Here is a 26,559-nt window from a genome sequence, read left to right as displayed (position 1 = left end):
TCCTACGGCCGGAAGTGCTTGTAGTAGGACGAAATCTGAGCGGCCGTATTGGATGACAGATTGAGCTTGATGCCGATCTTGTCGCCCCGATACCAGCGAACCATGCCGGTCAGGAACCCGAGTTCTTCGCTCCGGATCGTCACTTCCTGCCCGGTCCGGGCGTTGATGTCGAAGAAGAGCTGAAAGCAGATGCCTTCCGCCGAAAGATCGGTGACGACGCCGTTGCTGGAGCCCGTTTTGCAGGTAACAGTACCCGTGATCTTCGTTCGCGTGCGCTGGGTCGTCCGCTCGACACTGTCCTTGTAGGCCATGTGATCCTCAGAAACCTGAATTGACAGACCTGAAGCGTTGCACGCAATAATTGAATATCTCGCTAACAAAAATGCCCGCATTTGACCGATGTGCGTCAAATGCGGGCATGTTGTTCAATAGCTATAGGGGCGCGCCTTGTGCGCCCGCACCTGTGGTGCCTCAGCCGAAGACGCGCTTGAAGATCGTGTCGACGTGCTTGGTGTGGTAGCCGAGATCGAACTTCTCGCGAATGTCTGCCTCAGACAGCGCAGCACGCACTTCGGTGTCGGCCAGCAGCTCTTCGAGGAAGTCCTTGCCCTGTTCCCAGACCTTCATGGCATTGCGCTGCACCAGACGGTAGGCATCCTCGCGCGACACACCGGCTTGGGTGAGGGCGAGGAGGACGCGCTGCGAGTGAACGAGACCGCGGAACTTGTTCATGTTCTTGGTCATGTTCTCGGGATAGACGAGCAGCTTGTCGATCACGTTGGTCAGCCGCGCAAGCGCGAAGTCGAGCGTAACCGTTGCATCGGGGCCGATCATGCGCTCGACCGAGGAGTGCGAGATATCGCGCTCGTGCCACAGCGCCACGTTTTCCATCGCGGGGACGGCAAAGGCGCGGACCATGCGGGCAAGACCCGTCAGGTTTTCGGTCAGCACCGGGTTGCGCTTGTGCGGCATCGCCGACGAGCCCTTCTGGCCCGGAGAGAAGTACTCTTCCGCTTCGAGCACTTCGGTGCGCTGCAGGTGACGGATTTCGGTTGCGAGGCGCTCGATCGACGAGGCGATGACGCCGAGGGTGGCGAAATACATCGCATGGCGGTCACGCGGGATGACCTGGGTGGAAACCGGCTCCGGCTTCAGGCCGAGCGCCTTGGCGACATGCTCCTCGACGCGCGGGTCGATATTGGCGAAGGTGCCGACGGCGCCGGAGATGGCGCAGGTGGCGACTTCCTCGCGGGCGGCGAGCAGGCGCTGCTTGCAGCGGTCAAACTCGGCATAGGCAAGCGCCAGCTTGACGCCGAACGTCGTCGGCTCGGCATGGATGCCGTGCGAACGGCCGATCGTCACCGTGTCCTTGTGTTCGAAGGCGCGGCGCTTCAGCGCTTCGAGCAGCTTGTCGAGATCGGCAAGCAGAAGGTCGGTTGCACGCACCAGCTGGATGTTGAAGCAGGTATCGAGCACGTCGGACGAGGTCATGCCCTGGTGAATGAAGCGGCTGTCCGGACCGACGAATTCGGCAAGATGCGTCAGGAAGGCGATGACGTCATGCTTGGTGACGGCTTCGATCTCGTCGATGCGGGCAACATCGAAGGTGGCAGCGCCACCCTTTTCCCAGATCGTGCGGGCAGCATCCTTCGGGATGACACCGATCTCGGCCAGCGCGTCGCAGGCATGGGCTTCGATCTCGAACCAGATGCGGAATTTCGTTTCCGGAGACCAGATGGCCACCATTTCCGGTCGGGAGTAGCGCGGGATCATGGGCTTTAGCTTTCGTCGTCAGAGGAGGATGGCCGTGCCTCTAGCAAAGATAGGCGCGAAGCTCAACGCCGTTGGCTGCGGCGGCTTGCCAGCCACAGGCTGGCACCAAGCAGTATAACACCGCCAACCGGCAAATAGAGGCGCAGGCCCATGACCAGAAATTGATAGAAGGCGATGGCGGTGGTGAAGGCAAATTGGAACAGCCAGGTCCTCGTTCCGACGGGCGCGTGCCACTGCGCATAGAATTCCCGGTAGTCGAGCGCAAAGAGCAATGCCGTCATTCCGATCGTGCCGAGCGAAAGGAACAGGAGATAGGCCGCAAACCGTGTTTCGGCTCCGCGCCCGAGCGCGGTAAGGCGGGCCAGAAACAGCGCTGGCGGCCAGGCCAGCAAGGCGCCGAGACCGAAGATCCAGAGCAATTCTGCAAGGTGAAAGGTCAAGGCGCGCTCGCGAAGCCAGAGGCCATACCAGGCCGAAAGCGCCATCGACGCACTCCACAAAGGCGCGCCGACGACCAGCACGCGAAGCGATGGAACGGCGCGGGCGAGGCGGCCTTGCTTCGGAACATCGGCCGCCGCACGCTCTGCTTTCGCGTCAACGCTGGCGGCCGCCTCGTTCATTTGGCAACCCGGGTCGGGATGGCGATCCAGCGTCCATCCGTCGTGCCTTCAAAGCCCAGCGACTTGACGAGAACCATGATGACATGGGTCTCCGAACCGTCATCGTTGCGATGGGTAACCGCACCGCCGACCTGATAACCCGTCGGGCAACGTCGGCTATCGGGAATACGGCTGTCATCCTGCAGCACGTCCGCGGCCGGCGCTCCCGCCTTGGTCGTCATCGACAGCCGGAAGCCCTTGATCTCCTTCAGGAAGTCCTTGCAGATGCCGTCCGATGGAAAGGCTTTTTCTTCCAAGGTCACCGAATAGGTCTCGCGGAACGCCGCTTCGGCTGCAAACGAATCGTAAGTCAGGCTCAGCGGCTTGGCGTTGGCTTCGGTGATCGGATTGTAGGCAGCCAGCAGCCCAGGCGCATCGGCCAGGCGATAGGCCTCGATCAAAGGTGCTGCGCGCCTGCGTGCTTCATGACGCGCCTTGGAGAGCGGGCTGCCGTCCTCGCGCCCGACCGCACGCACCGGTGCGCCGGGCAGGAACGCATCGCTGCGGGTATCGATCACGTAGATGGTCGAATAGGGGAACCCCGAACCGTCCTGGACGCCGTATTCCTCGAAGGCAAAGACATTGCCGTCGGCCGAAAAGCCGATCGGCTCGAAGGCCGCATAATCGCCGCCCAGCACCGGGGACGCGAACGCACCGGCCGCTACGAAGAGCAGAACTGGCGCTCCTGCGCGCTTCTTCATCGATAGGCCTTTTCGGCGGGCGCACGGATCGCGTCGATCGCGCTGCGATAGGCTTCGACCGAGCCCCCCTTGAAGATCGCTGAACCGGCGACCAGAACATTGGCGCCAGCGCCGGAGGCAACAGCGGCGGTATCGGGCGCGATGCCGCCATCCACCTCGATCTCGATCGGGCGGTCGCCGATCATCGCCTTGATGCGGCGGATCTTTTCTGCGGTCGCGTCGATGAATTTCTGCCCGCCGAAGCCCGGATTGACGGTCATGACCAGGATGAGATCAAGCTGATCAAGCACGTATTCGATTGCGCTTTCCGGTGTTGCCGGGTTCAGCGAAACGCCAGCCTTCTTGCCAAGCGACCGTACCGTCTGCAACGAGCGGTGCAGGTGCGGGCCGGCTTCGGCGTGCACCGTCAGGATATCGCAGCCCGCCTTGGCGAAGGCCTCAAGGAAGGGATCGGCAGGCGAAATCATCAGGTGGCAGTCGAAGGTCGCGTCGGTGTAGCGCCGCAGCGACTTGATCACGTCGGGACCGAAGGTGATGTTCGGCACGAAATGGCCGTCCATGACGTCGAGATGGATCCAGTCGGCGCCGGCATCGACGACGTCGCGAACCTCCTGTCCGAGCTTGGAGAAATCGGCCGCCAGGATCGACGGTGCAATGCGGATAGGATGGGTCATGGCGCACTCCAGCGTGTTTTCCGCGCAAATAGCACCGGTGGGACGCGCAAACAACATGCCGGCGATCAAAGCTGCGTCAGCTAAGCCCAGACCAGCACGGCTTGAGGTCGTTTTCTGCCGGTGTCGCATCATGGACGCCGCGGGCGATCGCGCGTGCCATGGTCGATGCTGCAACGGCGCCAAGGTCGATGAAATCCTCAAGCGTCGGCACCTTGCCGCTGGCACCGGTCGCAAGCGCGAAGATGAGATCGCCGTCGAGCGGTGTATGAGCCGGCCAGAGCGCGCGGGAAAACCCGTCATGGGCGGCGATCGCCAGGCGCTTGGCCTCAGCCTTGCTCATCACCGCGTCGGTCGCGATTACCGCAATGGTCGTGTTGGCGGCAGCCGACTGGCGGTCACGAAACTTAATGCGGATATCGGATGCGTCCTCAGGCAAGGGGTGGGGATAGCCGAGCCCGCCGAACTCACCATCGATTTCGAACGGAGCCGCCCAGAAATGCTGGCCGCCCCCGACTGTCGCAGAACCGAGAGCGTTGACGGCGACGAGCGCCCCGATGGTGATGCCGCTTGGCAAAACGGTCGAGGCCGAACCGAGGCCGCCCTTGAACGTGGCCGTCAGCGCGCCGGTGCCAGCACCCGCCGTCCCGGTGGAAAACGTAGTGCCGGCGCGGCGGACAGCCTCAAAGCCGAGCTCGCGATAGGGCGGGAAACGCCCCCATTCCTTGTCGCCGCCGTTGATCAGGTCGAAGAGAATGGCGGTTGGGACAATCGGTATCCTGTGCGGGCCGACTGCAAAACCGCGCCCCATCTCCTTGAGTGCCGCCTGGGCGCCGGATGCGGCGTCCAGCCCGAAAGCAGAGCCGCCCGAAAGCACCAGGGCATCGACCGTCTGCACCGTGTTGTGCGGGTCGAGCAGATCCGTTTCCCGCGTGCCGGGTGCGCCACCGAGCACCTGCACCGCGGCGGTGGCCGGCGGATCGCAAACGATGGCGGTGACACCGGACTTCAGGCGGTGGTCCTCGGCGTTGCCGACCGTCAGCCCAGCGACGTCGGTGATCAGGTTCAGGCGTCCCCTGGAGGTCATGGAGTTCTTCCTTCCGGGGCTGCCGGCACGAAGCGGCTGCCTTGCCATTGCATCAGACGATAGGGATTTTCAGCGCGCTCATGCTTTTCATCGAACGCGATGAGGCCGAGAACAGTCGGGTAGGGTCCCCTGGCGATCGCTTCTGTTAGCGGCTTGTCGTCCTGCGCAGCGCGATCCTTGGCCTCCTCCAGCAGGGCCATCACCGCGAAGGCCGGCATCACATAGCCTTCGGGCTCGAGGCCCGAAGCGCGCATGTCGTCTGCAAAAGGCTTGCCTTCGGGCGCTTGTGACGCGTCCGGCAACGTCACCGCGAGCACGCCGTCGGCGAGCGGCACGGCGAGATCGGCAGCGTTCAAGGCGTCTCCGCCAAGCAAGGTGAGGCTCGCGCCTTCCGTTTGCGCATCACGGGCAATCACTGCCGTGTCCTGGCGGTCGCCCCCGGTAAAGACATGGGTGGCGCCGCTCTTGACCAGGCGCCGCACCAGGTTGATCTGCTGCTCCTGCGCGGGACGATAGGTGTCGCTGAACACCGGCGTCATCCCGATTTCGCCAAGCGCGGAGCGCACGGTCTCGACCAGCTCGCGGCTGTGGATCGTGCCATCGTCGACGAGTGCCACCGGCTTGTCCTTCCAGCGCGCCAGGATCGCGTCGACAATGGCCGCCGCTTCGGCATTGCCGCTCGGCGCAAGCCGGAAGAGCGGCCATTTGTTCTTGAGGGCGTCTTCCATCAGGATATCGGAACGCACGCTGAGCGTGATTGCCGGCAGCCCGGCTTCGGCCAGTGCCGGAAGCGTCGCGTTGAGGCTTTCGGTGCACAGAAAGCCGATGGCCGCCTCGGCGCCGGAGGCAAGCAACGCCTTTGTCAGGGCATCATTGCCAGCCGTGTCGCACGTCTCGGGTATGACGACGACCTCGCTGCCGCGATCGCCCGCCTTGAACGCGGCGCCGTCGATAATCTGCTTGCCCAGGAGCGAAAACGGACCTTCGACCGGTGCGACGACTGCGACCTTGATGCCTGCTGCCGCGGCGGGTGCCGCCTGTACCAGTCCGGCAAGGATGAGGCTGGTGACAATCGATCGACGCATTCACTTTCTCCGCTGCCGCATGGTCCCAGATCAGAATCAATCCGGAACGAACTCCTGCGGCGAGCCCCGCTGCTACCCCTGCCGTGCCGCCCGCAACCAGCGTGCGGTATGGTCGTTGCCGCATGTTTTAAGGATGTGCCCCTTCGCGTCAAAGGAAAAGATGATGCTTCCTGCGAAGAAGGTTCAATCTGCGTCGTCGCCATGTCGCAGAAGTGCAAGATTCTCTTCATGGCGGGTTTCATATTTCAAACGACCGTCTATGTATGTGCCTGACATTGCCCGGAGAAAGAAGTGTTGGAGAAGACCCGGCTGGACCCCATCAGTTATCGCGACGCGATGAGCCGCCTGGCCGGTCACGTGCAGATCATCACCGCGGCGGATGCAAGCGAGCGGCGCGGCGTCACCGTGACGGCGTCCTGCTCCGTCTCCGACAGCCCTCCGACCGTTCTTGTCTGCCTCAACGGTGCCAATCCTCGCAACGAGATCTTCACCCGCAGCGACAGCTTCGCCCTCAATCTGCTCGGAGACGAGCACCGGGCGCTTGCTCACGCCTTTTCCGGCCGTGACCAGCTGGATATGGATCGCCGCTTTGCGCTTGGTCAGTGGACGCAGTTGACCACCGGTTCTCCAATCCTTGCCAACGCGGTCGCCTCCTTCGATTGCCGTCTGGTCGAGGTGAAAACCATAGCCACGCACCTGGTGCTCTTCGGCGAGGTGGTCGACGTCGCGATCGGGCCGTCGCGTCCGCCGCTCATTTATGTGGACCGCGGCTATCACTCGCTATAGATTTTGTCGTGCGACTTCGAACGTCTATAACGGCATGAGGACTTTGCCGTAAGCCGTTGAGTTGCCCGGTAGAATTGATGCATCGGTCGACTCGCGTGATCGATGCAAGCCGTGGCGGAGGAGACATGGCGACTGAAAGCATGCCCCAGTCGATTGAGGAGACTTCGGCCCTCCTTCAAGCGCATGACTATCTCGCCGGTACGGCACTTGCGACGGTGCTGTTTCTCGCGCTTCGCATGAAACGGCCGCTCTTTCTCGAAGGCGAAGCCGGCGTCGGCAAGACCGAGATCGCCAAGGTGTTGGCAAAAGCGCTCGACCGGCCGCTGATCCGGCTCCAATGCTACGAGGGTCTCGACGTGGCATCGGCGGTCTACGAATGGAACTATCCGGCGCAGATGCTGGAAATCCGCCTTTCGGAGGCCAGCGGCAAGGTCGATCGCAAACGAATCGAAAGCGACATTTTTTCCGAGCGCTTCCTTATTCGCCGGCCGGTTCTCCAGGCAATTTCATCCGAAGACGGCCGCGCGCCTGTTTTTCTCATCGATGAACTCGACCGAACCGACGAGGCGTTCGAAGCGTTTCTGCTCGAGGTGCTCTCGGACTTCCAGGTGACCATCCCCGAACTTGGAACCATCCGCGCTGCCGAGCCGCCCATCGTCATCATCACCACCAATCGCACGCGTGAAATCCATGACGCGCTCAAGCGCCGCTGCCTCTATCACTGGGTCGACTATCCGAAAGCGGCACAGGAGCTGGAAATCATCCGTCGCAAGGTCCCCGGATGCAACGCGACCTTGTCGCGGGAAATCATCGCCTATGTACAACGGCTGCGCACGGTCGACCTTTTCAAGAACCCCGGCGTTGCCGAGACGATCGACTGGGCAACGGCCCTGACCGAGCTGGACAGGCTGGCGCTCGATCCCGAGACCATTGCCGACACGCTCGGCACATTGCTCAAATATCAGGACGACATCGCCAGGATCGACGGGGCCGAGGGGCGCAAGCTGCTCGCCGAGGTCAAGGCGGAGCTGCTGGCGGCTGGCTGACATGGAAACGCGGGAGGCGCACATGGACGGTGCCATTCTCCCGCCGGTCGGGGAAGCGGACGGTCGCCTTGCCGACAACATCGTCTTTTTCGCGCGGTCCTTGCGGCGCGCGGGGATCAAGATCGGTCCCGGCGCGATCGCCGATGCCATAGATGCGGTCACGCTGATCGGTATCGGCGACCGGGACGCCTTTTACGCGGCACTTCAATGCGTCTTCGTGAAGCGCCACGAGGACCAGCCGGTGTTCGACGAAGCTTTCCGTCTGTTCTGGCGATCCCGCGGGCTTGTCGAAAAGATGATCGCGATGATGTCGCCGTTGGCGCCAGAGCGCGAGAGCGAGCGCCAACAGCGCAGAGCTGGCGAAACGCGCGTCAGCGATGCCCTGCTTTCGGGACACGAAGCGGACCGACCAGCGCGAGACGAGCCCGAGATCGAGGTCGACGCCCGCTTCACGGTCTCCGGTCGCGAATTGCTGCGCCGGGCCGATTTCGCGCAGATGAGCGCCGCCGAAATTGCAGAGGCGAAGCGCGCGCTTGCCGCACTGACGCTGCCGATGGACCGGGTCGTCACACGCCGCTTTCGGCCCTCGCGCCGCCAGATCCGCATAGATCCGCGCGCAACCATGCGCGATGCCATGCGCTTTGGCGGCGAACTGATCCTGCCGCGTTTTCGAGAGCGACGTCTGATCCAACCGCCGCTCGTGGTGCTCGCCGATATCTCCGGCTCTATGAGCCAGTACACCCGCATCTTTCTGCACTTCCTGCATGCGCTCACCGAGGAGCGTCGGCGGGTGCAGACCTTTCTCTTCGGAACGCGGCTGACAAACGTCTCGCGTCAGCTGCGCAATCGCGATCCGGATGCCGCAATCGACGACTGCGTCGCCGCCGTCAAGGACTGGTCCGGCGGCACGCGGATCGGCGAGACACTGCATGAGTTCAACCGACGGTGGTCCCGTCGTGTGCTCGGGCAGGGCGCCATCGTGCTGATGATCACCGACGGCCTTGAGCGGGACGATGTGGGCGAGCTCGAGGTCGAGATCGACCGGCTGCACCGATCCTGCCGGCGGCTGATCTGGCTCAACCCGCTATTGCGTTTCGACGGCTTTGAGGCGCGCGCCCGCGGCGTCCGGGCGATGCTGCCGCATGTTGACGAATTCCGGGCGGTGCACAATCTTGAATCGATCGGTGAACTGGTGAAGGCGCTTTCCGGGCAGGGCTCCCGGGATGCGGATCCCAGACGGTTTCTCGCGTCGCGATGACCGAATGGCAGGGAAGGTGGCAAAATGCTGGCGGCAGTCAATAGTTTGGATCCACTCGATGTTGCAGAAGCCTGGATCAAGGACGGGCGCAAGGTGGCAATCGCGACCGTGATCGAAACCTGGGGCTCAGCGCCACGCCCGGTCGGCAGCCATCTGGTGATCGACGGCGAAGGGAACTTTGAAGGGTCGGTTTCCGGCGGCTGCGTCGAAGGCGCAGTCATCGTGGAGGCGGCCGATGTCATTGCCTCGGGCGCACCGAGAATTCTCGAATTCGGCGTCGCGGACGAAACCGCTTGGCGCGTCGGGCTTTCGTGCGGCGGGCGCATCCGGGTGCTTGTGGAACAGGTCGACGGCTGACGATGGAACGAGCAATCCTGGAGGCACTCAACAAGGCACGGGCGGCGCGTCGAGCCGCCGTAGCCGTCAGCGATCTCGCCGGTGGCGTGCGGCTGTTTCTCGAAGGTGACGACTGTCCCGCATCCTTGCAGAGAGCTGTTGCCAGCGCCCTGCAGTCCGGCCGAGGCGGTATCGTCGATACCGATGAGGGGTCGTTGTTTTTCAATGCCTATCTGCCGCCGCCACGCATTCTCGTCATCGGTGCCGTGCACATATCGCAGGTGCTGGCGCAACTGGCGCCGGTTGCCGGTTTCGACGTGACGATCGTCGACCCGCGCACCGCCTTTGCGACGCCGGAGCGTTTCGCCGGCGTCGAGCTCATTGCCGAATGGCCGGAGGATGCCCTGAAACTGAGGCCGCTCGACCGCTTCACAGCTCTCGCTGCCGTAACGCACGACCCGAAGATCGACGATGCACCGATCCGCGCGGCACTTTCTGCCGGGTGCTTCTATGTCGGCGCGCTCGGTAGCCGGAAAACCCATGCGAAGCGTGTCGACAGGTTTCGCCAGGCAGGCGTTGCGGATGCCGAGATCGCGCGCATTCGGGCGCCGATCGGGCTCGACATAGGCGCGGCAAACCCAGCCGAGATCGCAGTGGCGACCCTCGCGGAAATCATCGAAGCGCTGCGGCGCCGCGCCATCGGCAAGGACGAAGGAGCGATCGCGTGAGGTTCGGGCCGATCAAGACCTGCGAGGCGGAAGGGGCCATTCTGGCGCATGGGATCAAGGCGGATGGTCTGCGCTTGCCGAAAGGTCACCTGCTTTCTGCCACCGACATCGCCGCCTTGACAGCCAGCAACACACCGGAGGTCGTGGTCGCGCGCCTTGATCCCGGCGACCTCACGGAAGACGAGGCCGCAACGCAGATCGCGGCGGCGATCGCCCCCGATCACCTTCGTTTCTCGCAGGCCGCAACGGGCCGCGTGAACGTCTACTCGCGCGTTGCGGGCCTTTTCGTCGCATCGCGCGACATTGTCGATCGATTGAACCGTATCGACCCGGCCATCACGCTTGCCTGTCTCGGCGACCATATGCCGGTCCAGGCCGGCGACATGGTTGCGACGATCAAGATCATCCCGCTCGCAGTCGCCGGTCAATTTGTACTGCAAGCCGAGAGACTGCTCGGCAGCCATACAGCTTTCGAAGTCAAACCCTTCGCGGCAAGGCGCGCAGCGTTGATAGCAACTGAGTTGCCAACACTGAAATCTCAGGTGATGGACAAGACCAAAGCCACGCTCGCAGCGCGCCTGCGTCACTCGGGAAGCGAGCTTTTGACCGAGCGACGCGTTGCACACACGGAACGCGCCGTCGCCGCGGCAATCGACGACCTGCTGCCAGAGCATGACCTGCTGGTGGTCTTCGGCGCCTCCGCCGTCGCCGATGCGCACGACGTCATTCCCGCAGCGATTCGGCGGTCGGGCGGCGTGGTTGACCATGTCGGCATGCCGGTCGATCCCGGCAATCTGCTCGTTCTTGGCCGAGTTGGCGAAGTCCCGGTCGTCGGTGCGCCCGGCTGCGCCCGCAGTCCGCGCGAAAACGGGTTCGACTGGATTCTCGACCGTATCCTCGCCGGCGAGTGGCCAAGCTTCGATGACATTACCGGCCTCGGCGTCGGCGGTTTGCTCGGCGAAATCGCCACTCGGCCGCAGCCACGTGAATATGCAACGGCGTTGCCATTATCACCCGTTGAAATCGTCGTTCTGGCGGCGGGCCGCGCCAGCCGGATGGGACCGGACAGCGGCCACAAGCTGCTCGCGACCTTCGACGGCGTCCCACTCGTGCGCCGTAGCGTCGAAGCCGCGCTCGCGGCGGCCCCTGGCAGGGTGACCGTGGTCACCGGCCACCGTGAAGCCGACATCCGCACGGCGCTTGGTGAACTGCCGGTAAAATTCGTCTCCAACCCCGACTATCTCTCCGGCATGGCCTCGTCGCTGACCGCGGGACTTTCGGCCCTTGGCCCGCGTGCCTCCGGCATGCTGGTGATGCTCGCTGACATGCCGGGCATCACCAGTGACGACCTCAACACGCTGACCGCGCGCTTCAACGCTGAACGCGGTGGCGCCGTCATCCGGGCGACCGCCGACGGGCAGCGCGGCAACCCGGTGATCCTGCCGCGGCAAACCTTTTCTGCGATCCGGCTGCTTGTTGGTGACGTTGGCGCAAGGCACATCATTGAGAAACGTGGGCTGCCGGTCATCGATGTCGAACTAGGCTCAGCCGCAAGGCTCGATCTCGATACGCCCGAGCAGATTGTCGCCGCCGGCGGCACACTGGAGGTATAAACGCGTGGACAATGCAGCCATCGAGGAGATGTTCGAGACGCTCGGACCTGTGACCATCAAGCGGATGTTCGGCGGCAAGGGTGTCTACTTCGAGGGCGTGATCTTCGCGCTCGAGGTCGATGGCGAAATCCTCTTGAAGGGCGACGAGCAGACGGCGCCCGCCTTTGAGGGCGCGGGTTCCAGGCAGTGGGCCTATGACGGGAAGGGCAAGCCGGTGAAGATGCCTTACTGGAGCATTCCCGAAGACGCCTTCGATGACCCGGACGAGATGGCACGCTGGGTGAGGCTCGCCTATGACGCGGCGCTGCGTTCGCGGAAATAGTGTCCGGCGGGACAACCGTCCGTCAGCTACGTCGAGACCGCCTCAGGCGGAGACGCGGCTTTCCAGCTTGCGCAAGGCGTGGACGGCATCGGCAGAAAAACGCGACAAGGGCTGGGGCAGGGCGTCGAGTTCGAACCAGCCGAATTCGGAAAGCTTATGCGGTTCGGTGATCTCGGGCTCGCCGGAGAAATGCCGGCTCACATAGATCATCGAGATCCAGTGCTGGCGATCAGCCTCGATCACCTGTTCGCTCAGGCACAAGAATTCGCTCGAAAGGATTTTGAGGCCGCTTTCTTCTTCGGCCTCGCGCCGCGCCGCGGCTTCCGAGCGCTCCATATGGTCGACCTTGCCGCCGACGATGTTCCAGTGCCCGGCTTCAGGCGCATTGACGCGCTTGTAAAGCAGGATCTTGCCATCGCGCACGATCGCAAGTCCGCAGCCGAAACCCGGAAAATCGATGCCTGGCAGGCCCATAATGGCTATCAGGCCTTGCCGGCAATCAACATGAAGGCAGGGATATCGTCGCCGAAGCCGACCGGGGTCGGGCCGTCGTCATAGTCGCGGCGGTGACGGTTGCGGCGGTCGCGGTTGTCGTCGTTGGCGGGGTTCGATGCACGCACCGGACGATCGGCGCGGTTGTTCTGTCCCTGCTTGTTTTCTGCGCTGCGTGCCGGTTTCACCGATTCCGCCCTTTCCACGACTGTTTCAACTTCGGCCTCACTATCGACACGCACGGTATCGGATTTATGATCGGTGCGCGCCCTCGGGCCACGATCCCCATCTTTTTTCCGGTCCTTGCGGCCATCGCGACCACGTTCGCGGCGACCGGTGTCGTGGCTTTCCATCGGCTCGGGCAAATTGTTGAGATCGCCGTTCAGCCATTCAACCTTCTGGCCGATCAGCTTTTCGATCGCATCGGAGAACTTCGTGTCACGCTTGGTTACGAGCGTGAAGGAGGCGCCAGAGCGACCGGCACGACCGGTACGACCGATACGGTGAACATAGTCTTCCGCATGGATCGGAACGTCGAAATTGAAGACGTGGCTGACGTCAGGAATATCCAGACCACGGGCAGCAACGTCGGAGGCGACCAAAAGCTTGATGTTGCCGTCCTTGAAGTTGGCCAGCATCGTCATGCGCGAGCGCTGATCCATGTCGCCATGAAGCGCGCCGACGGAGAAGCCGTGACGGTCAAGCGAACGGAAGAGGTCGGCGACATCCTTTTTGCGGTTGCAGAAGATGATCGCGTTCTTGAGTTCGTCCTGAGCGCGAATCAGGTCACGCAGAACGGCACGCTTCTCGTAGTCCTTTGCGTGCGCGGCAACGAAACGCTGCGTCACGGTCTGGGCAGTCGATGCCGGGCGGGCGACTTCGACGCGCTCCGGGTTCTGCAGGAAGCGATCCGCGAGCTTCTGGATTTCCGGCGGCATGGTCGCCGAGAAGAACAGCGTCTGACGCGTAAACGGAATGAGCTTGGCGATGCGCTCGATATCGGGGATGAAGCCCATGTCGAGCATGCGGTCGGCCTCGTCGATTACCAGGATCTCGACGCCGCTCATCAGCAGCTTGCCACGCTCGAAATGGTCGAGCAGGCGGCCCGGCGTGCAGATGAGCACGTCGGCGCCACGCTCAAGCTTGCGATCCTGCTCGTCGAAGGAAACGCCGCCAATGAGAAGCGCGATGTTGAGCTTGTGGTTCTTGCCGTACTTGTCGAAGTTCTCGGCGACCTGAGCGGCCAGTTCGCGCGTCGGCTCCAGGATCAGCGTGCGCGGCATGCGGGCGCGGGCGCGGCCCTTTTCGAGCAGCGTCAACATCGGCAGCACGAACGACGCGGTCTTGCCCGTACCCGTCTGCGCGATCCCCAGAATGTCACGACGCTGCAGCGCCGGCGGGATGGCGCCAGCCTGGATCGGGGTCGGGATTGTGTAGCCCGCATCGGTGACAGCGGAGAGAACTTTTTGGCTCAGGCCAAGGTCAGCAAAATTGGTCAAAGGGAAATCTGTTTCCGTTCCGGTTCAATAGAACACTGATCGATAGATGGAAAACGCACGAGCACGTGGCCGGGCTCTTAAGCTGAACGCCGCTGAAAGTCAAGAAATCCAGCACGTTGAAGCTCGAAAAGGTGAAAAGCCGCGAATCTGTCGCATTTCTTGTCAAGCCGTGACGGAGCGCAAGGTGCGGCTGGGCGCCCGCTCAGTTCATGTAGCTGGCAAGCTTCCTGCTCGCATCGAGAAATCGCATCGGGTCCACAGCTTCGCCGTTTAGCCGGATTTCATAGTGCAGGTGCGGCCCGGTAGAACGCCCGGTATTGCCGGATTTGGCAATGACGTCACCCGCCTTGACCTGATCGCCTACACGCACCAAAACCGTCGACAGATGGGCGTATCGCGTGGCGACACCGTTGCCATGATCGATCTCGACCAGGTTCCCGTAACCGCCTGTCAAACCAGCTGTTGTCACCGTTCCAGGTGCTGCAGAACGGATGCGCGTGCCAACTGTCGCGCGAAAATCTATGCCGGCGTGCAGCGCCAGGCGCCCAAGGAAAGGATCGAGCCGGTTGCCGAAGTCGCTGGTGATGTCGCTTGCCGGCGAGGGGTTGCCGAACGGAAGCTCGCGAGCCTGCTCCCGAGTGCGCTCGAGTTCCACAAGCGCAGTATCCAGCGCCGCCAGTGAACGCCCGAAATCGTCATCGTCCGCGGGCTCGACGAAAGGTCCGCCAATCGCCGTGTCGGCCAGCGCCGATGGTGCCGTCTGCAAGGTCGTTTCCGCTATGTCGGTGGTCGGCAGGTCGAAACCGGTGCGTCCGACAATCGAGCGAATCGCATCCGACGTTTTTGACGCACCCTCCGTCAACTGTTTCAGCCGTGTCAGCTGCTCCCGTTCGACATCCTTCAGCGAAAGCGTGACTTTCGAAAAGATCCTGTCTGCCCGATCGGAAGGCGATTCGGCGGCGTTCGGCGCGGCATAGGCGAGGGCGGACGTAGCGTCTGCACCGCTGACGGAGGCGCTGTTCAGCCCCATCAGCCTTTCGATGGCCTTGACGCCGCCACCGCTTGCGTCAGCGCGTTTGCCGTAGGCCAGTGGCTCGACCGCCGGCGTCTCGTCGCTTCCCGTCGCCAGACCGGAGTTCTCGGCCCTTTCGACCAGCGCGCCAAGCTTTCCGTTGCGTGAAGTGAGCGCCATCTGCTGGCGCAGCAGCTTTTCGACCTTTTCCTCGACCACCTGCTGGTCAAGTAATTGCCGACTGGTCACGCGGTCGACCTGGGCCCGCAGCGCGGTAATCCTGTCTTCATATTCGTGCTGCATGCGCGCCTGGCGGGCAATCGTACCGCCGATAAGATCGTCGCGCAGAACAAGGTAGGATGTGGCCGCGAGATAGCCGATGCTGCACACACCGGCAAACGAGACGGCGATTGCCGCCATCCAGGGACGAACCGTCATGTGACGAACCTTGTCGCCACTTGCCAGTATCAGAACGTGACTTTCCTTACGTTTTCCGAAGGCACGATTTGCCGAACGTCCAGACACCCGTTCTCTCCCGCCATGTGCGCGTTGCCTCGCATCACCTGCGGATCATTACACTTCGTTAGGGTTAACAATTGGTAAGGAACATTGCCGGAGCGTGACGGCGGCTATCGGTTGGTCGAAGCGGTCATCGACCGATAGAAGGATGGCGTCAGACCGGCTTCGGCGCGGGCGACGTCGTTGAAAGGCGCCTTGAGCGGCCCGCGGAAATTGGCGCGCACCAGCGCCTGAAAGGTTGCAGCCGGGTCCCTTTTTTCTCGCGCGCAAAGGAAGCGGAACCATTTGGCGCCAACGGCCACGTGCCCTTTCTCATCCTCGTAGATGATGTCGAGTACCGCAGCGCTTTCAAAGTCGCCCGTTTCGCGCATCTTGGCTTGCAGGGCAGGCGTCACATCGAGCCCGCGCGCTTCGAGAATGAGCGGCACCACGGCGAGCCGCGCGGTCAGGTCGTTGCGGGTATCATGCGCCGCCTGCCAAAGCCCGTCATGGGCGGGCAGGTCGCCATAATCCGCACCGAGATCATTCAGCCGCTTGCGGACGAGCCTAAAGTGCTTGGCCTCTTCAAAGGCGACCCGCATCCAGCCGTCGAAGAAGGAATTGGGCACCGGCTCCGTGGCGAATCGGGCAACGATATCGAGGGCCAGATCGACGGCGTTGAGCTCGATATGGGCAATCGAGTGCAGGAGCGCAATGCGCCCCTTGAGTGAGCCGAGCGAGCGTCGTTTGACCTGGGTCGGTGGCGTCAGTTCCGGCTTTTCCGGACGCCCGGGGCGCACCGGCACCGGTCTGTCGAGCGGCGAGCGCAGAGACAACGTGCGGCGTTGCCACCGCCTCGCAGCTTCCTGTGCAAGCTCGGCCTTGACCTCAAGGTCGGCGGCGCTGATCGCTTCCACAGCGGCTCCGCGCAGGCTGTGAAACACGGGCAAATCGATCATGGGGCCTCCTCAGAGGGCCCGTGCGGCGTCGAGGACCTCGCGGGCGTGGCCGTCGACCTTTACCTTTTCCCACACCCGGGCGACGACGCCGTCGGCGCCGATCAGGAATGTGCTGCGCTCGACGCCCATGTACTTGCGGCCGTACATCGATTTTTCGACCCACACGCCATAGGCTTCGACGACTGCCTTCTCCTCGTCGGCGGCAAGCGGCACGGTCAGATTGTGTTTCTTGGCGAAGCGGTCGTGCTTCTTTACCGAATCAGGCGAGAGGCCGAGCAGCGTGATACCGGCGGCAGCGAACTCCCCGGCAAGCTCGGAAAAGGAGATCGCTTCAAGCGTGCAGGCTTGCGTGTCGTCCTTGGGATAGAAGAACAGGACGACCGGGCGGCCGCGAAACGCAGAAAGCGAAACCGTGCCACCGCCATCGCGCGGCAGCGTGAAATCGGGAGCGACATCTCCGGGAACGGGTCTTGCCATGATTAAACCTTCCTTCCGCCAAGTTTTGCAGACAATCGGACGCTACTTCAGGTTTCCTTTGGTCGCTGCCGATCAAAGGACAAAACATGCGGTAACTCATAGCACCAAAGCGGCTTTGCGCCCCTCGTAACACACGCGCCACGCTAGGGCATATCGAAAATCGCCGGCTACCGTCCAGCGCATTTGTGCTAGATTTGACAGGTTTCGGACGGCATTGGCCAGTACGAAACGATGCTGTCACCTGTGAGCGCCATTCCCGTCGCAGCTCGTGGCTTTCCACAGCAAGGTCCCGCATCCTGTGGTGACTTTGCACGGCGAGATGTGGTCTAGATGGGGCGAGAAACAGCCGTCCGGCGCGACAGGGAAGGGACGGTGAACAAGCGTGTATCGAACGGAGGACGTCCGCACTGATGAGTGAGATCCGCGGCGAAAAAGTCGGCTTTCGCAAGAAAGACATCGTCGCGTTGCATGCGTTGCCCTCGGCGCAGGCTCACGATCCCATTATCGTGCACGCTCCGCGCAAGAGCACATTTCCGCGTTTTTGCGCCAAGATCGCCCTGAGCCTGTTCTTTTTCGTCCTCGTCATCGGCGCTGCCATCGTCACGGCCATCGAGAGCGGGGTGATCGACAGCACCTTGAACGCCCGCGCCCGCACAGCACTTGAGGCTGCCCTTGGCGACGCCTATCAGGTCGAGGTCGGCAGCACCGTAGTGCGCATGACAGGCAGCGGCGCGCTTGCCCTCAAGGCGCGTGAGGTCTCGCTCAACGAGTCCGTGTCCGGCCAGCCGGTTGTAAAACTTCGATCCATTTCGATTGCGCTCGACCCGCTGGCGCTCGTGACCGGGCGAATCGCCGTATCCAGCCTTCAAGCGGAAGGCGGCGATTTCGACACAGGGCTGCTTCCTAGGGGTGAGCCGCTTGACCTGACGAAGATCAAGATCGCCGACGTCGGTGATGCCCTTGAGGCGATCTTCTCCCATGTCGACCGGATGTCGCAGATGGCTGCCGGGCGCGGGAGCCAGACGGTTACCCTTTCGGACTTCAGCTTCTCCGTCGTCGGGGCACGCGACCGTGTCGTACCGGTCGTCGCCACGGCGCTCGAATTCAAGCGCGATTCCGGCGGCTCGATGAGCGCCATGGGCAACGTGACGGTTGATGGCGTTGAGGTTGAAATCAGCGCCGACGCACTTGGCCAGGGTGGGCATGTCACTGGCTTTGAGGCCGCGATCACCAATCTGCCGCTCGCACCATTCCTCTACCATGGCCAGTTGGGCTCTGAGCCTGCCTTCGGTATCGACGCTGCGGCCGGACTGACACTGAAGGCGACGCGGGCGGCGGACGGCGCCAAGCCGGACCTGCGGGTGGCGGTGCGTACCTCCAAGGGCGCATTCCATGCCGGTGGTCGGATCTCGACGCTCAATCCGTCGCAGATGGATATCGCCTACGATTTCGAGCGGTCGTCGGTCGAGATCCTGCCCTCCCAGGTCAACATCGGGCGTTCAACCTTTCCATTCACCGGCGCGGTCGTCGACCTCGACAAGATCGCCGGCGCCACAGACAAGGGCTTCGCAATCGACCTTCTCTTGAAGAACGCCAGCTCCGCACCGGAGGACATCAACGATCCGCCGCTGATCTTCGACGCCAAGGCCAATGGTCGCTTCACCTCGGATACCCGACGGTTGATCTTCGATCGGCTGGTGGTGTCGAGCCCGCTCGGCTCGATGTTTGGCTCGCTTTCCGTCGCCTTCGGCAAGACGTCGCCGCAAATCAGTTTCGCTTCGGTCAGCGATCGGATGGATGCGACGGCCGTCAAGCAATTGTGGCCGTGGTGGCTGGCAAAGGGTGCCCGCCGCTGGGCGATCGCCAACCTCTTTGGCGGCACCGTCACCAACGCCCGGATCGAAGTGTCGATCGCAGAGGGGCGCATCGCCAACAACGAAGGCGAATTGAAGCTTGGCGAGCAGGAACTCAACATCAATTTCGACATCGACGACACCCGCGTCAACATAACCGGTGAGATCCCGCCGCTGCGCGACACATCCGGCCGGTTCAAGCTGAGCGGTCAGCGCATGACGGCCCAGATCGAAAAAGGCACTGCCTTCTTCCCCTCGGGACGCTCGGTCGCGCTCAACGGCGGCGAGTTCATCCTCCCCGACGTCTACACGAAGCCGCTGATGGCCGAGATGAAGATCGAGGTCGGCGGCAACGCGGACGCGATTGCCGAGCTTGTCAGCTACAAACCGATCCAGGCCCTGCAGAAAACGCCGCTGCAGGCGGAGGATTTCAGCGGTCCGCTGACGGCTGTCGTGGGTGCCCGCTTTGGCCTGATCGCGGACCAGCACCCGCCAAAACCGCTCTACCAGGTGGAGATGCAGCTCGACAAGGTGACCGTGAACAGGGCGATGTTCGGACGCCCCGTTGCCGACCTCGTCGGAACCTTCCGGGTCGACAACCAGCAGGCAGTTCTGGATGCGGATGCGCGGATTGACGGCGCCAAGGTCAAGGTTGCGATGACGGAGCCCGTCGACGCGGACTCGACGGTGAAACGCTCGCGCGAGATTTCGGGGACCTTGGAAAACAGTGTCTGGCAGAAGCTCATTCCGGGTCTGTCGCGGATCGTTTCCGGCCCCATCACCATCGACGTCACGATCGACGAGGCGAGCCGCCAGAAGGCAACGGTCAGTCTTACCAAGGCGCAGCTTTCACTGCCCTGGATCGGCTGGAGCAAGGGCGTCGGAATTCCGGCAGAAGTGCAGTTCACGTCCAGCATGGAGGGCCAGGTGGCGACGATCAGCGATTTCGCGATTGCCGGCGATGGATTTGGCGCACGTGGCACGCTGCAGATAGACGATAACGGGCTTCGGTCAGCAGATCTCGACAACGTCCGACTGGCGCAAGGCGACGACTTCACCGTCGCAGTCGACCGTTCGAAAGGCGGTTACACCGCCTCCCTGACCGGCGCCGCAGCAGACATCAGGCCGATCCTCGCTCAATTGAAGAGCGGAAACGACCAGGACCAGGGCGGCAGTGACGACATTACTATCAAGGCCCAGCTTGCCCGCGTGACGGGCTTCAACGGTGAAGCACTGTCCAACGTCAATCTCGTCTACGGGGAGCGCGGACGCCAGATCGAGGACGTCAACCTTTCGGCCGTCACCAGCAGTGGCCAGGCGCTGGTCGCCCGGCTCGCCAAGGCCGGCGCCGATAACACGCTTGAACTGACCACCGGTGACGCCGGCGCACTGGCGCGCTTTGCCGACATCTACCAGAACATGCGTGGTGGCTTGCTCAATCTGAAACTGCGCGACCGCGGTGGACGTTCATGGCGCGGCAGCGTCGACATCCGCAAGTTCCAGCTCGTCGGCGAACAACGGCTGCAATCGATGGTGTCGACGCCGACCGGTTCCGACGGGCGCAGCCTCAACCAGGCCGTCCGCCGCGACATCGACGTGAGCTCTGCCCGTTTCGAGCGTGGCTTCGCCCAGCTCGCGCTCGACAGCGGCGCAATCCGCGTCGACGGCGGCGTCCTGCGCGGAACCGATGTCGGTGCAACGTTCCAGGGAACGGTGCGCGACAAGAATGGCATCATGGATATGACCGGCACCTTCATGCCCGCCTACGGCCTCAACCGCATTTTCGGCGAGCTGCCGCTGATCGGTGTTCTGCTCGGCAACGGCCGCGACCGCGGCCTGCTTGGCATCACCTTCAAGCTGAACGGTCCCTTCAATCAGCCGAAGCTGACGATCAATCCGTTGTCTATCATCGCTCCCGGCGTCTTCCGCAGCATCTTCGAGTTCCAATGAAAAAGGCCGGCGCAAAGGCCGGCCTTCTGGATCAGTGTGTCGTGCGCGGGGCTCAGGCCGGGCGCACGAGGATGTGCTTCTTCTTGCCGAGCGACAGCTTGACGACGTTGTCGCCCGTAACGTCGCCGGTGCCGATCAGGCGGCGCTCGTCGCTGACCGCCTCGTCGTTGATCTTGATCGCGCCGCCCTGAACGTGGCGACGAGCTTCACCGTTGGATGCAGCAAGGCCGGCACGGACGATCAGCGACAGCAGGCCAAGGCCCGCTTCGAGTTCTGCGGCTGGAATCTCGACCGAAGGCAGGTTGTCGGCAAGCGCGCCTTCCTCGAAGGTCTTGCGTGCCGTCTCTGCCGCCTGCTCGGCGGCCGGGCGGCCGTGCAGCATCGCAGTGATCTCGGTTGCCAGGATCTTCTTGACCTCGTTGATCTCCGATCCGCCAAGCTTGGCGAGCCGCTCGATCTCGGCCATCGGCAAGGTCGTGTAGAGCTTCAGGAAGCGGGTGACGTCCGCGTCCTCGGTGTTGCGCCAGTACTGCCAGAAGTCGTAGGCCGACAGCATGTCCGGGTTGAGCCAAATCGCGCCGTTGACCGACTTGCCCATCTTGGCGCCCGACGACGTCGTCAGCAGCGGCGAGGTCAGCGCGTAGAGCTGCTGCGTGCCCATGCGGTGGCCAAGGTCGATGCCGTTGATGATGTTGCCCCACTGATCCGATCCGCCCATCTGCAGGCGGCAGCCGGTGCGCTTGTGCAGCTCGACGAAGTCGTAGGCCTGCAGGATCATGTAGTTGAACTCGAGGAACGACAACGACTGCTCGCGATCAAGCCGCGTCTTGACGCTGTCGAACGAGAGCATGCGGTTGACCGAGAAGTGGCGACCGACGTCGCGCAGGAACTCGAGGTAGTTGATGCCGAGCAGCCAGTCGGCGTTGTTGATCATCAACGCGTCCTTGGGGCCATCGCCGTAGGTGAGGTAGTTGGAGAACACCGTCTTGATGCTGGCGATGTTGGCGTCGATCGTCGCCGGCGTCATCAGCTGGCGCGCCTCGTCCTTGAAGGAGGGATCGCCGACCATGCCGGTGCCGCCGCCCATCAGCGAGATCGGCCGGTGGCCGGTCGCCTGCATCCAGTGCAGCATCATGATCTGGATCAGACCGCCGGCATGGAGGCTCGGCGCCGTCGGGTCGAAGCCGATATAGGCCGTCACGGTCTCCTTCCGGAACAGCTCATCCAGGCCCGTCTCGTCGGAGATCTGGTGGATGAATCCACGTTCGCTGAGGGTGTGAAGGAAATCGGACTTGAAACCGGACATGCTCTGTCTCTCTTGCGGGGATTTTTTGAACGAACGGGCGTTTAGCACTGTTTTTGCGCATAATCACTTCAAAAGTGATTCTGGAAATATTGACGCGATGGAACAGACAAGTACCGCAATCGGCCTGATGAGCGGCACCAGCATGGACGGCATCGATGTCGCGCTGCTGCGCACCGATGGAGACACGGTGGTCGAACGGGGCCCCGCCGGCGGTTTCGCCTATGACGCAGGCTTCCGTGACCGGTTGAAGCAAGGACTGGTCGATGCGACGGCGATGACGCAGCGGGATCAAAGGCCCGGATCGCTTTCGAAGCTGGAAAACGATCTGACGCTGCGACATGCCGAGGCCGTCGCCGCCTTCCTGCAGCAAAACGGCCTGTCATCCGCCGATATCGACGTTATCGGTTTCCACGGACAAACCGTGCTGCATCGCCCCGACGACGCCTTGACCGTTCAGATCGGTGACGGACCGCTGCTTGCGCGTCAGACCGGGATCGACGTCGTCTGGGACATGCGCGCCAACGACCTGGAAAACGGCGGGCAGGGCGCTCCGCTCATTCCTGCATACCACGCTGCACTTGCACGGGGCGCAGCCGACACGCACGGCCTTGTCGCGCCGGTCGTCTTCGTCAATATCGGCGGCATCTCCAATGTGACCTTCATCGGCGCCGGCGATACGCTCGTTGCCTTCGACAGCGGGCCTGGCAATACGCTGATCGATCAATGGGTCGAGGCCCATGCCGGCATCCCCTACGACCAGGGAGGCATGATCGCGAGCGAGGGAAGCATCCTCCCAGCGCTTGCCGAGCGCTATCTCTCCAACAGCTTTTTCACCGCAACAAAGCGCCGCTCGCTGGACCGAAACGATTTTGCGCCGCCTCAGGGCCGCGACGCTGACCTTGCCGACGGCGCCCGCACGCTCGCCCATGTGACAGCGGCGGCGATCCTCAAATCGGCCGGGCACCTGCCGGAGCGACCGGCAACTTACATCGTATGCGGCGGCGGGCGCCTCAATCCGGTGATCATGGGAGATCTCGCGTCGCTTGCCAAACAGGATGGCGCCGCAGTTCTTGCCGCAGAGGCCGTGGGCCTCAACGGCGATTCCATGGAGGCCGAGGCCTGGGCCTATCTGGCCGTACGCGCCCTGCGGCAACTGCCGCTCACCTATCCGGGAACGACCGGCGTCCGGCAACCGGTGAGCGGCGGAAAACATGCCGCAAAACCGCGGATCGGATAGGTTGGAATTGGGGTTCGGGTTCGTTTGGCGCACCACCCGACGGGTTAATCAATTCTTCGCATCAGGGATCTACGATCGACAGCCGCTGCCATAAGGATGGCGAAAAGCAGCATGCGCTGCGCGAAGGTTTCGGGTTCGTCGATGGGTGGTGCTATATCTCTGCTGGCAGTGAACTTCATCATTGCACAGATTTTCACGGCCGCATTTCTCACCATTGCCGCCAAGAGCCGCCAACGCCGTGCCGCAGTGTGGTGCGCGTCCGGCTTTGCCGTTGCGTCGCTGTCGGCGGTCTTTGAAGCCATCGTTCCCTTTTCACCGACGCCGCGCTTCTTTGCGATCGCCGCCTTTGCCTCCGTGCTCGGCGGTTTCTGCCTACTGCGCTTCGGACTTGGGCTTTTTTATCAGGTGCCAGTGCGCTGGTCCGTGCTCGGAGCCTGTTTCGCGGCCGGTGTCGCGCTGGACGTGGCGATCTTTGATCTGCCGCGGGGAACCTGGCAGCATTCCTTCTTCTACCAGATGCCTTTTGTGTTGATCCAGGCGTGGACCGCATCGGTTGTTGTCCGCTCGGCGCGACGCTCGTTTTTCGATTGGCTTCTTTTCAGCCTGCTTGCGCTATCGGCAGCCTACTACTTCATGAAGATCTATGCGGCCGTCGCCATTGGTGCAGGCGCGACGGCCCAGGATTATGTCTTGAGCAATTTCGCGCTCGTCTCCCAGGCGCTCGGTGCAATGTTGATCGTCGGCGCCGGCCTTGCGATGCTGGGCGTCATGGTCAAGGACATCGTCGACGACGCACAGGCCCGTTCAGAGATCGATCTGCTCTCGGCGCTCTACAATCGACGCGGCTTCATGGATCGCGTCATGCCGCTTCTGCATGCCCGTCAGAGCCAGACGCCAGGCACGCTTATCCTCGCGGATCTCGACCGCTTCAAGCTGGTCAATGATACCTACGGCCACCTCACGGGCGACGAGGTGATCCGCCGTTTCGCGCGCGTGCTGATGGACGTCATGCCGAATCGCGCCGTCGCCGGCCGTCTCGGCGGCGAGGAATTCGCCGTTTTTCTACCCTGCACGGAACTGTCGGAAGCACGCGTTGTCGCCCATGGCATGCGGGCGGCCATCATGTCCCAGCAGATCCCCGGCCTGCCTGAAGCGGCGCGTGTCACCTCAAGCTTCGGCGTGGCCGCAGTCGGCCAGGGCGAAACGCTTGATCTCGTGATGCAGCGGGCCGACAGGGCCCTCTATGCGGCCAAGGAGAATGGACGCAATCGCGTCGAATGCGCAGAACCTGCAGACACGATCGTCAATCCGGCGGTGCACCACTGGATCGGACGTCCATAAGCGTCTGTCATCTAGACGATACCCTTCGCCCGCAGAAAGCGTCGGATGTCCGCGGTGAACTGGTCAGGATCCTGCAGCACTGAGAAGTGGCTGACCTCCGGCTGGATCGACAAGCCGGAATTTGGAATGGTGTCAGCGATGAACAGCGTGTCCTCGCGCCTGATGACTTCCTCGTGGTCACCGTCGACGACCCAGACGGGGACCTGGATGCCCTTGAGGTCGGCGACTGTGAAGTCAGGTTGCGTGATCCACATCGTATTCATTTCGCCGAGGAATTCGCCAAATCCGTCTGGCGTTGGCGAAAGGCGCGCATATTCCTCTTCCGTTCGCTTGATGTAGCGATTGAACATCGCATTGTTCGTCAGGTCAAAAGTCCCATTGGGGCCGCTGTTCGCTCCAAAACAGAAGACACCGCTGATGCGATCGGGATGCTGCATTGCCAAGAGAAGCCCGATGATCGCTCCATCGCTCCAGCCGACGATCGCCGCCTTCGGCAAGTTGCAGTGATCGATCAGCGCCATGACGTCGTTTTTCATGAGAACATAGCTCATGGTCCCGCCACCCCGGCTGCTGCGTCCATGGCCACGACTGTCCATCACGATGACCTGGCACGTTGCGGCGAGCGCTGCGACTTGAAGTCCCCAATAGTCGGAATTGCCGAGCCCGCCATGCAACAGGATGACGGGCGGCCCCGAACCGTAAACCTTGTACCAGATCTTGGCGCCTGCGATCTCGACAACGCCCTCTTGGCCGCCGGTTGGAAGACGTGGCGTATCCGGAAGGGTTTGCCACTTCGGTGTGCCCACCGACCCGCTTGATACTTCGGTCATGAAACCCTCCCGTCGATGCGATCAAGACCTGCCCCGCCCGAAACAGCCTAGGCTTGCACTATACGCTGATCACACGGTGCCGAAACTTATCCGATCGGGTGAGCGACGACGTACGTCCGGGCAATTGGCCGCAGCGCCACATTCCGCAAACAAAAAACGCCGCGCACCCCGTTGGGATGCGCGGCGTCTGGATACCTGGCTCGGCCGTTAACGGATGCGCTTGGCAGCCGGTTCCGGCGTCAGTTCGCCGTTGAGGCGACGGTCGAGGTAGTCCTCGCATTCGCCCATCAGGCCTTCGACCTGGCCGTTGAAGAAATGGTTGGCGCCAGGCACGGTCTTGTGGGTGATGAGAATGCCCTTCTGGGCTTTAAGCTTCTCGACGAGGCCGTTGACGTCCTTTTCCGGCGCAACCTTGTCGGAATCACCGTTGATGATCAGGCCCGAAGACGGGCAGGGCGCCAGGAACGAGAAGTCGTAGATGTTCGGCTGCGGTGCTACCGCCATGAAGCCTTCGATCTCCGGGCGGCGCATCAGGAGCTGCATGCCGATCCACGCACCGAAGGAGTAGCCGGCAACCCAGCAGCTCTTGGAATCCGGATGCAGGCTCTGCACCCAGTCGAGCGCGGAGGCGGCATCCGACAGTTCACCAGCACCATGGTCGAACTCGCCCTGGCTGCGGCCGATGCCGCGGAAGTTGAAGCGGAGCGTGGTGAAGCCGCGCTTCTGGAACATGTAGAAGAGTTGGTAGACGATCTGGTTGTTCATCGTGCCGCCGAACTGCGGGTGCGGGTGCAGGATGATGGCGATCGGCGCGCTCTTCTGCTTCGAAGGCTGGTAACGGCCTTCGAGGCGGCCGGCGGGTCCGTTGAAGATGATTTCGGGCATTGGCTCTCCGGGGATGTTCCTGGTTCGAATCTTGGCTTCAGATCGCGATCAGTCTTGACGAAAGCAGTCAGCTTTTCTAAAACCTAGTTTAGAACCGTTCAAAACTTCTGTACGGGCATTCCGCCCTGTGCTTCGTCTCATAAGGCAAGCGGCGC

At 62.6% G+C, this 26,559-nt stretch carries 24 protein-coding genes and 1 pseudogene; 10 read left to right on the top strand and 15 right to left on the bottom strand.

What is annotated here, in order from left to right; all coding sequences use genetic code 11:
• Positions 1 to 2 precede the first annotated feature (2 nt).
• From VGO04_RS29340 to VGO04_RS29310, 7 genes are all read right to left on the bottom strand, one after another.
• A complete protein-coding gene (locus VGO04_RS29340; protein ID WP_327499503.1) occupies positions 3 to 311 on the bottom strand; it encodes a PilZ domain-containing protein in 309 nt (102 codons plus the stop codon).
• A 160-nt stretch (positions 312 to 471) separates the two neighbouring features.
• A complete protein-coding gene (gene purB, locus VGO04_RS29335) occupies positions 472 to 1,773 on the bottom strand; it encodes an adenylosuccinate lyase (RefSeq protein ID WP_327499502.1) in 1,302 nt (433 codons plus the stop codon).
• Between the two features lie 62 nt (positions 1,774 to 1,835).
• Positions 1,836 to 2,393, bottom strand: coding sequence for a hypothetical protein (locus tag VGO04_RS29330; RefSeq protein WP_327499501.1), 558 nt, complete (start codon positions 2,391 to 2,393; stop codon positions 1,836 to 1,838).
• Positions 2,390 to 3,133 (bottom strand): DUF2259 domain-containing protein, encoded by a 744-nt coding sequence (locus VGO04_RS29325; RefSeq protein ID WP_327499500.1) that lies wholly within the window; start codon positions 3,131 to 3,133, stop codon positions 2,390 to 2,392. Before VGO04_RS29325 ends, VGO04_RS29330 begins: the two co-directional genes overlap by 4 nt.
• On the bottom strand, positions 3,130 to 3,807 hold the full coding sequence (gene rpe / locus VGO04_RS29320; protein WP_327499499.1) for a ribulose-phosphate 3-epimerase: 678 nt from the start codon (positions 3,805 to 3,807) through the stop codon (positions 3,130 to 3,132). Before rpe ends, VGO04_RS29325 begins: the two co-directional genes overlap by 4 nt.
• Positions 3,808 to 3,883: 76 nt before the next feature.
• Complete coding sequence (locus VGO04_RS29315; RefSeq protein ID WP_327499498.1) at positions 3,884 to 4,891, bottom strand: P1 family peptidase; 1,008 nt, start codon at positions 4,889 to 4,891, stop codon at positions 3,884 to 3,886.
• On the bottom strand, positions 4,888 to 5,976 hold the full coding sequence (locus VGO04_RS29310) for a branched-chain amino acid ABC transporter substrate-binding protein (protein WP_327499497.1): 1,089 nt from the start codon (positions 5,974 to 5,976) through the stop codon (positions 4,888 to 4,890). The genes VGO04_RS29315 and VGO04_RS29310 overlap by 4 nt, the downstream gene beginning before the upstream one ends.
• 259 nt (positions 5,977 to 6,235) lie before the next feature.
• On the opposite strand from VGO04_RS29310, the pseudogene VGO04_RS29305 reads away from it, so the two are divergent.
• From VGO04_RS29305 to VGO04_RS29275, 7 genes and pseudogenes are all read left to right on the top strand, one after another.
• Positions 6,236 to 6,762: pseudogene (locus tag VGO04_RS29305) on the top strand (flavin reductase family protein).
• Positions 6,763 to 6,887: 125 nt separating this feature from the next.
• Positions 6,888 to 7,808, top strand: a complete 921-nt coding sequence (locus tag VGO04_RS29300; protein WP_327499496.1) for a MoxR family ATPase — start codon at positions 6,888 to 6,890, stop codon at positions 7,806 to 7,808.
• Positions 7,809 to 7,830: 22 nt separating this feature from the next.
• A complete protein-coding gene (locus VGO04_RS29295; protein WP_327499495.1) occupies positions 7,831 to 9,066 on the top strand; it encodes a VWA domain-containing protein in 1,236 nt (411 codons plus the stop codon).
• A gap of 24 nt (positions 9,067 to 9,090) precedes the next feature.
• Positions 9,091 to 9,423, top strand: coding sequence for an XdhC family protein (locus VGO04_RS29290; protein WP_327499493.1), 333 nt, complete (start codon positions 9,091 to 9,093; stop codon positions 9,421 to 9,423).
• Between the two features lie 2 nt (positions 9,424 to 9,425).
• Positions 9,426 to 10,130: an XdhC family protein gene (locus VGO04_RS29285; protein ID WP_327499492.1), complete on the top strand. Its 705-nt coding sequence runs from the start codon at positions 9,426 to 9,428 to the stop codon at positions 10,128 to 10,130.
• Positions 10,127 to 11,743 (top strand): molybdopterin-binding/glycosyltransferase family 2 protein, encoded by a 1,617-nt coding sequence (locus tag VGO04_RS29280; protein WP_327499491.1) that lies wholly within the window; start codon positions 10,127 to 10,129, stop codon positions 11,741 to 11,743. Before VGO04_RS29285 ends, VGO04_RS29280 begins: the two co-directional genes overlap by 4 nt.
• Before the next feature lie 4 nt (positions 11,744 to 11,747).
• Positions 11,748 to 12,065 (top strand): TfoX/Sxy family protein, encoded by a 318-nt coding sequence (locus VGO04_RS29275; protein WP_327499490.1) that lies wholly within the window; start codon positions 11,748 to 11,750, stop codon positions 12,063 to 12,065.
• A 42-nt stretch (positions 12,066 to 12,107) separates the two neighbouring features.
• Here VGO04_RS29275 and VGO04_RS29270 read toward each other — a convergent pair whose 3' ends face one another.
• From VGO04_RS29270 to VGO04_RS29250, 5 genes are all read right to left on the bottom strand, one after another.
• A complete protein-coding gene (locus VGO04_RS29270; RefSeq protein WP_327499489.1) occupies positions 12,108 to 12,539 on the bottom strand; it encodes an NUDIX domain-containing protein in 432 nt (143 codons plus the stop codon).
• An 8-nt stretch (positions 12,540 to 12,547) separates the two neighbouring features.
• Positions 12,548 to 14,056, bottom strand: coding sequence for a DEAD/DEAH box helicase (locus tag VGO04_RS29265; RefSeq protein ID WP_327499488.1), 1,509 nt, complete (start codon positions 14,054 to 14,056; stop codon positions 12,548 to 12,550).
• Between the two features lie 202 nt (positions 14,057 to 14,258).
• Positions 14,259 to 15,593 carry a M23 family metallopeptidase gene (locus VGO04_RS29260; protein WP_327499487.1) on the bottom strand — a complete coding sequence of 445 codons (1,335 nt, stop codon included), beginning with the start codon at positions 15,591 to 15,593 and terminating at the stop codon, positions 14,259 to 14,261.
• 104 nt (positions 15,594 to 15,697) lie between these two features.
• On the bottom strand, positions 15,698 to 16,525 hold the full coding sequence (locus VGO04_RS29255; RefSeq protein WP_327499486.1) for a ferritin-like domain-containing protein: 828 nt from the start codon (positions 16,523 to 16,525) through the stop codon (positions 15,698 to 15,700).
• Positions 16,526 to 16,534: 9 nt separating this feature from the next.
• A complete protein-coding gene (locus VGO04_RS29250; RefSeq protein WP_327499485.1) occupies positions 16,535 to 17,002 on the bottom strand; it encodes a peroxiredoxin in 468 nt (155 codons plus the stop codon).
• Between the two features lie 410 nt (positions 17,003 to 17,412).
• Between VGO04_RS29250 and VGO04_RS29245 the strand changes: the two genes are divergently transcribed.
• On the top strand, positions 17,413 to 20,805 hold the full coding sequence (locus tag VGO04_RS29245) for a DUF3971 domain-containing protein (RefSeq protein ID WP_327499484.1): 3,393 nt from the start codon (positions 17,413 to 17,415) through the stop codon (positions 20,803 to 20,805).
• A 52-nt stretch (positions 20,806 to 20,857) separates the two neighbouring features.
• Here VGO04_RS29245 and tyrS read toward each other — a convergent pair whose 3' ends face one another.
• Complete coding sequence (gene tyrS, locus VGO04_RS29240; protein WP_327499483.1) at positions 20,858 to 22,111, bottom strand: tyrosine--tRNA ligase; 1,254 nt, start codon at positions 22,109 to 22,111, stop codon at positions 20,858 to 20,860.
• 97 nt (positions 22,112 to 22,208) lie between these two features.
• Here tyrS and VGO04_RS29235 point away from each other — a divergent pair, with 97 nt between their 5' ends.
• Both VGO04_RS29235 and VGO04_RS29230 read left to right on the top strand, forming a co-directional pair.
• On the top strand, positions 22,209 to 23,348 hold the full coding sequence (locus VGO04_RS29235) for an anhydro-N-acetylmuramic acid kinase (RefSeq protein ID WP_327499482.1): 1,140 nt from the start codon (positions 22,209 to 22,211) through the stop codon (positions 23,346 to 23,348).
• Positions 23,349 to 23,489: 141 nt separating this feature from the next.
• Positions 23,490 to 24,689 carry a GGDEF domain-containing protein gene (locus VGO04_RS29230; RefSeq protein WP_327499532.1) on the top strand — a complete coding sequence of 400 codons (1,200 nt, stop codon included), beginning with the start codon at positions 23,490 to 23,492 and terminating at the stop codon, positions 24,687 to 24,689.
• 11 nt (positions 24,690 to 24,700) lie between these two features.
• Here VGO04_RS29230 and VGO04_RS29225 read toward each other — a convergent pair whose 3' ends face one another.
• Complete coding sequence (locus tag VGO04_RS29225; RefSeq protein ID WP_327499480.1) at positions 24,701 to 25,519, bottom strand: alpha/beta hydrolase; 819 nt, start codon at positions 25,517 to 25,519, stop codon at positions 24,701 to 24,703.
• A gap of 207 nt (positions 25,520 to 25,726) precedes the next feature.
• Complete coding sequence (locus VGO04_RS29220; RefSeq protein WP_043614433.1) at positions 25,727 to 26,404, bottom strand: alpha/beta hydrolase; 678 nt, start codon at positions 26,402 to 26,404, stop codon at positions 25,727 to 25,729.
• Positions 26,405 to 26,559 lie beyond the last annotated feature (155 nt).

The sequence above is a fragment of the Ensifer sp. genome, assembly GCF_035999185.1.
In the GTDB taxonomy this organism is placed as follows: Bacteria; Pseudomonadota; Alphaproteobacteria; order Rhizobiales; family Rhizobiaceae; genus Ensifer.
Note: the sequence above shows the minus strand (reverse complement) of the source record. Positions and strands in the feature narration are given on the sequence as shown.

Bases quoted from the DNA above. Each gene is read 5' to 3' on its own strand.
- VGO04_RS29340 (WP_327499503.1), bottom strand. From the start codon at position 311: ATGGCCTACAAGGACAGTGTCGAGCGGACGACCCAGCGCACGCGAACG.
- purB (WP_327499502.1), bottom strand. From the start codon at position 1,773: ATGATCCCGCGCTACTCCCGACCGGAAATGGTGGCCATCTGGTCTCCG.
- VGO04_RS29330 (WP_327499501.1), bottom strand. From the start codon at position 2,393: ATGAACGAGGCGGCCGCCAGCGTTGACGCGAAAGCAGAGCGTGCGGCG.
- VGO04_RS29325 (WP_327499500.1), bottom strand. From the start codon at position 3,133: ATGAAGAAGCGCGCAGGAGCGCCAGTTCTGCTCTTCGTAGCGGCCGGT.
- rpe (WP_327499499.1), bottom strand. From the start codon at position 3,807: ATGACCCATCCTATCCGCATTGCACCGTCGATCCTGGCGGCCGATTTC.
- VGO04_RS29315 (WP_327499498.1), bottom strand. From the start codon at position 4,891: ATGACCTCCAGGGGACGCCTGAACCTGATCACCGACGTCGCTGGGCTG.
- VGO04_RS29310 (WP_327499497.1), bottom strand. From the start codon at position 5,976: ATGCGTCGATCGATTGTCACCAGCCTCATCCTTGCCGGACTGGTACAG.
- VGO04_RS29300 (WP_327499496.1), top strand. From the start codon at position 6,888: ATGGCGACTGAAAGCATGCCCCAGTCGATTGAGGAGACTTCGGCCCTC.
- VGO04_RS29295 (WP_327499495.1), top strand. From the start codon at position 7,831: ATGGACGGTGCCATTCTCCCGCCGGTCGGGGAAGCGGACGGTCGCCTT.
- VGO04_RS29290 (WP_327499493.1), top strand. From the start codon at position 9,091: ATGCTGGCGGCAGTCAATAGTTTGGATCCACTCGATGTTGCAGAAGCC.
- VGO04_RS29285 (WP_327499492.1), top strand. From the start codon at position 9,426: ATGGAACGAGCAATCCTGGAGGCACTCAACAAGGCACGGGCGGCGCGT.
- VGO04_RS29270 (WP_327499489.1), bottom strand. From the start codon at position 12,539: ATGGGCCTGCCAGGCATCGATTTTCCGGGTTTCGGCTGCGGACTTGCG.
- VGO04_RS29255 (WP_327499486.1), bottom strand. From the start codon at position 16,525: ATGATCGATTTGCCCGTGTTTCACAGCCTGCGCGGAGCCGCTGTGGAA.
- VGO04_RS29250 (WP_327499485.1), bottom strand. From the start codon at position 17,002: ATGGCAAGACCCGTTCCCGGAGATGTCGCTCCCGATTTCACGCTGCCG.
- VGO04_RS29245 (WP_327499484.1), top strand. From the start codon at position 17,413: ATGAGTGAGATCCGCGGCGAAAAAGTCGGCTTTCGCAAGAAAGACATC.
- tyrS (WP_327499483.1), bottom strand. From the start codon at position 22,111: ATGTCCGGTTTCAAGTCCGATTTCCTTCACACCCTCAGCGAACGTGGA.
- VGO04_RS29235 (WP_327499482.1), top strand. From the start codon at position 22,209: ATGGAACAGACAAGTACCGCAATCGGCCTGATGAGCGGCACCAGCATG.
- VGO04_RS29230 (WP_327499532.1), top strand. From the start codon at position 23,490: ATGGGTGGTGCTATATCTCTGCTGGCAGTGAACTTCATCATTGCACAG.
- VGO04_RS29225 (WP_327499480.1), bottom strand. From the start codon at position 25,519: ATGACCGAAGTATCAAGCGGGTCGGTGGGCACACCGAAGTGGCAAACC.
- VGO04_RS29220 (WP_043614433.1), bottom strand. From the start codon at position 26,404: ATGCCCGAAATCATCTTCAACGGACCCGCCGGCCGCCTCGAAGGCCGT.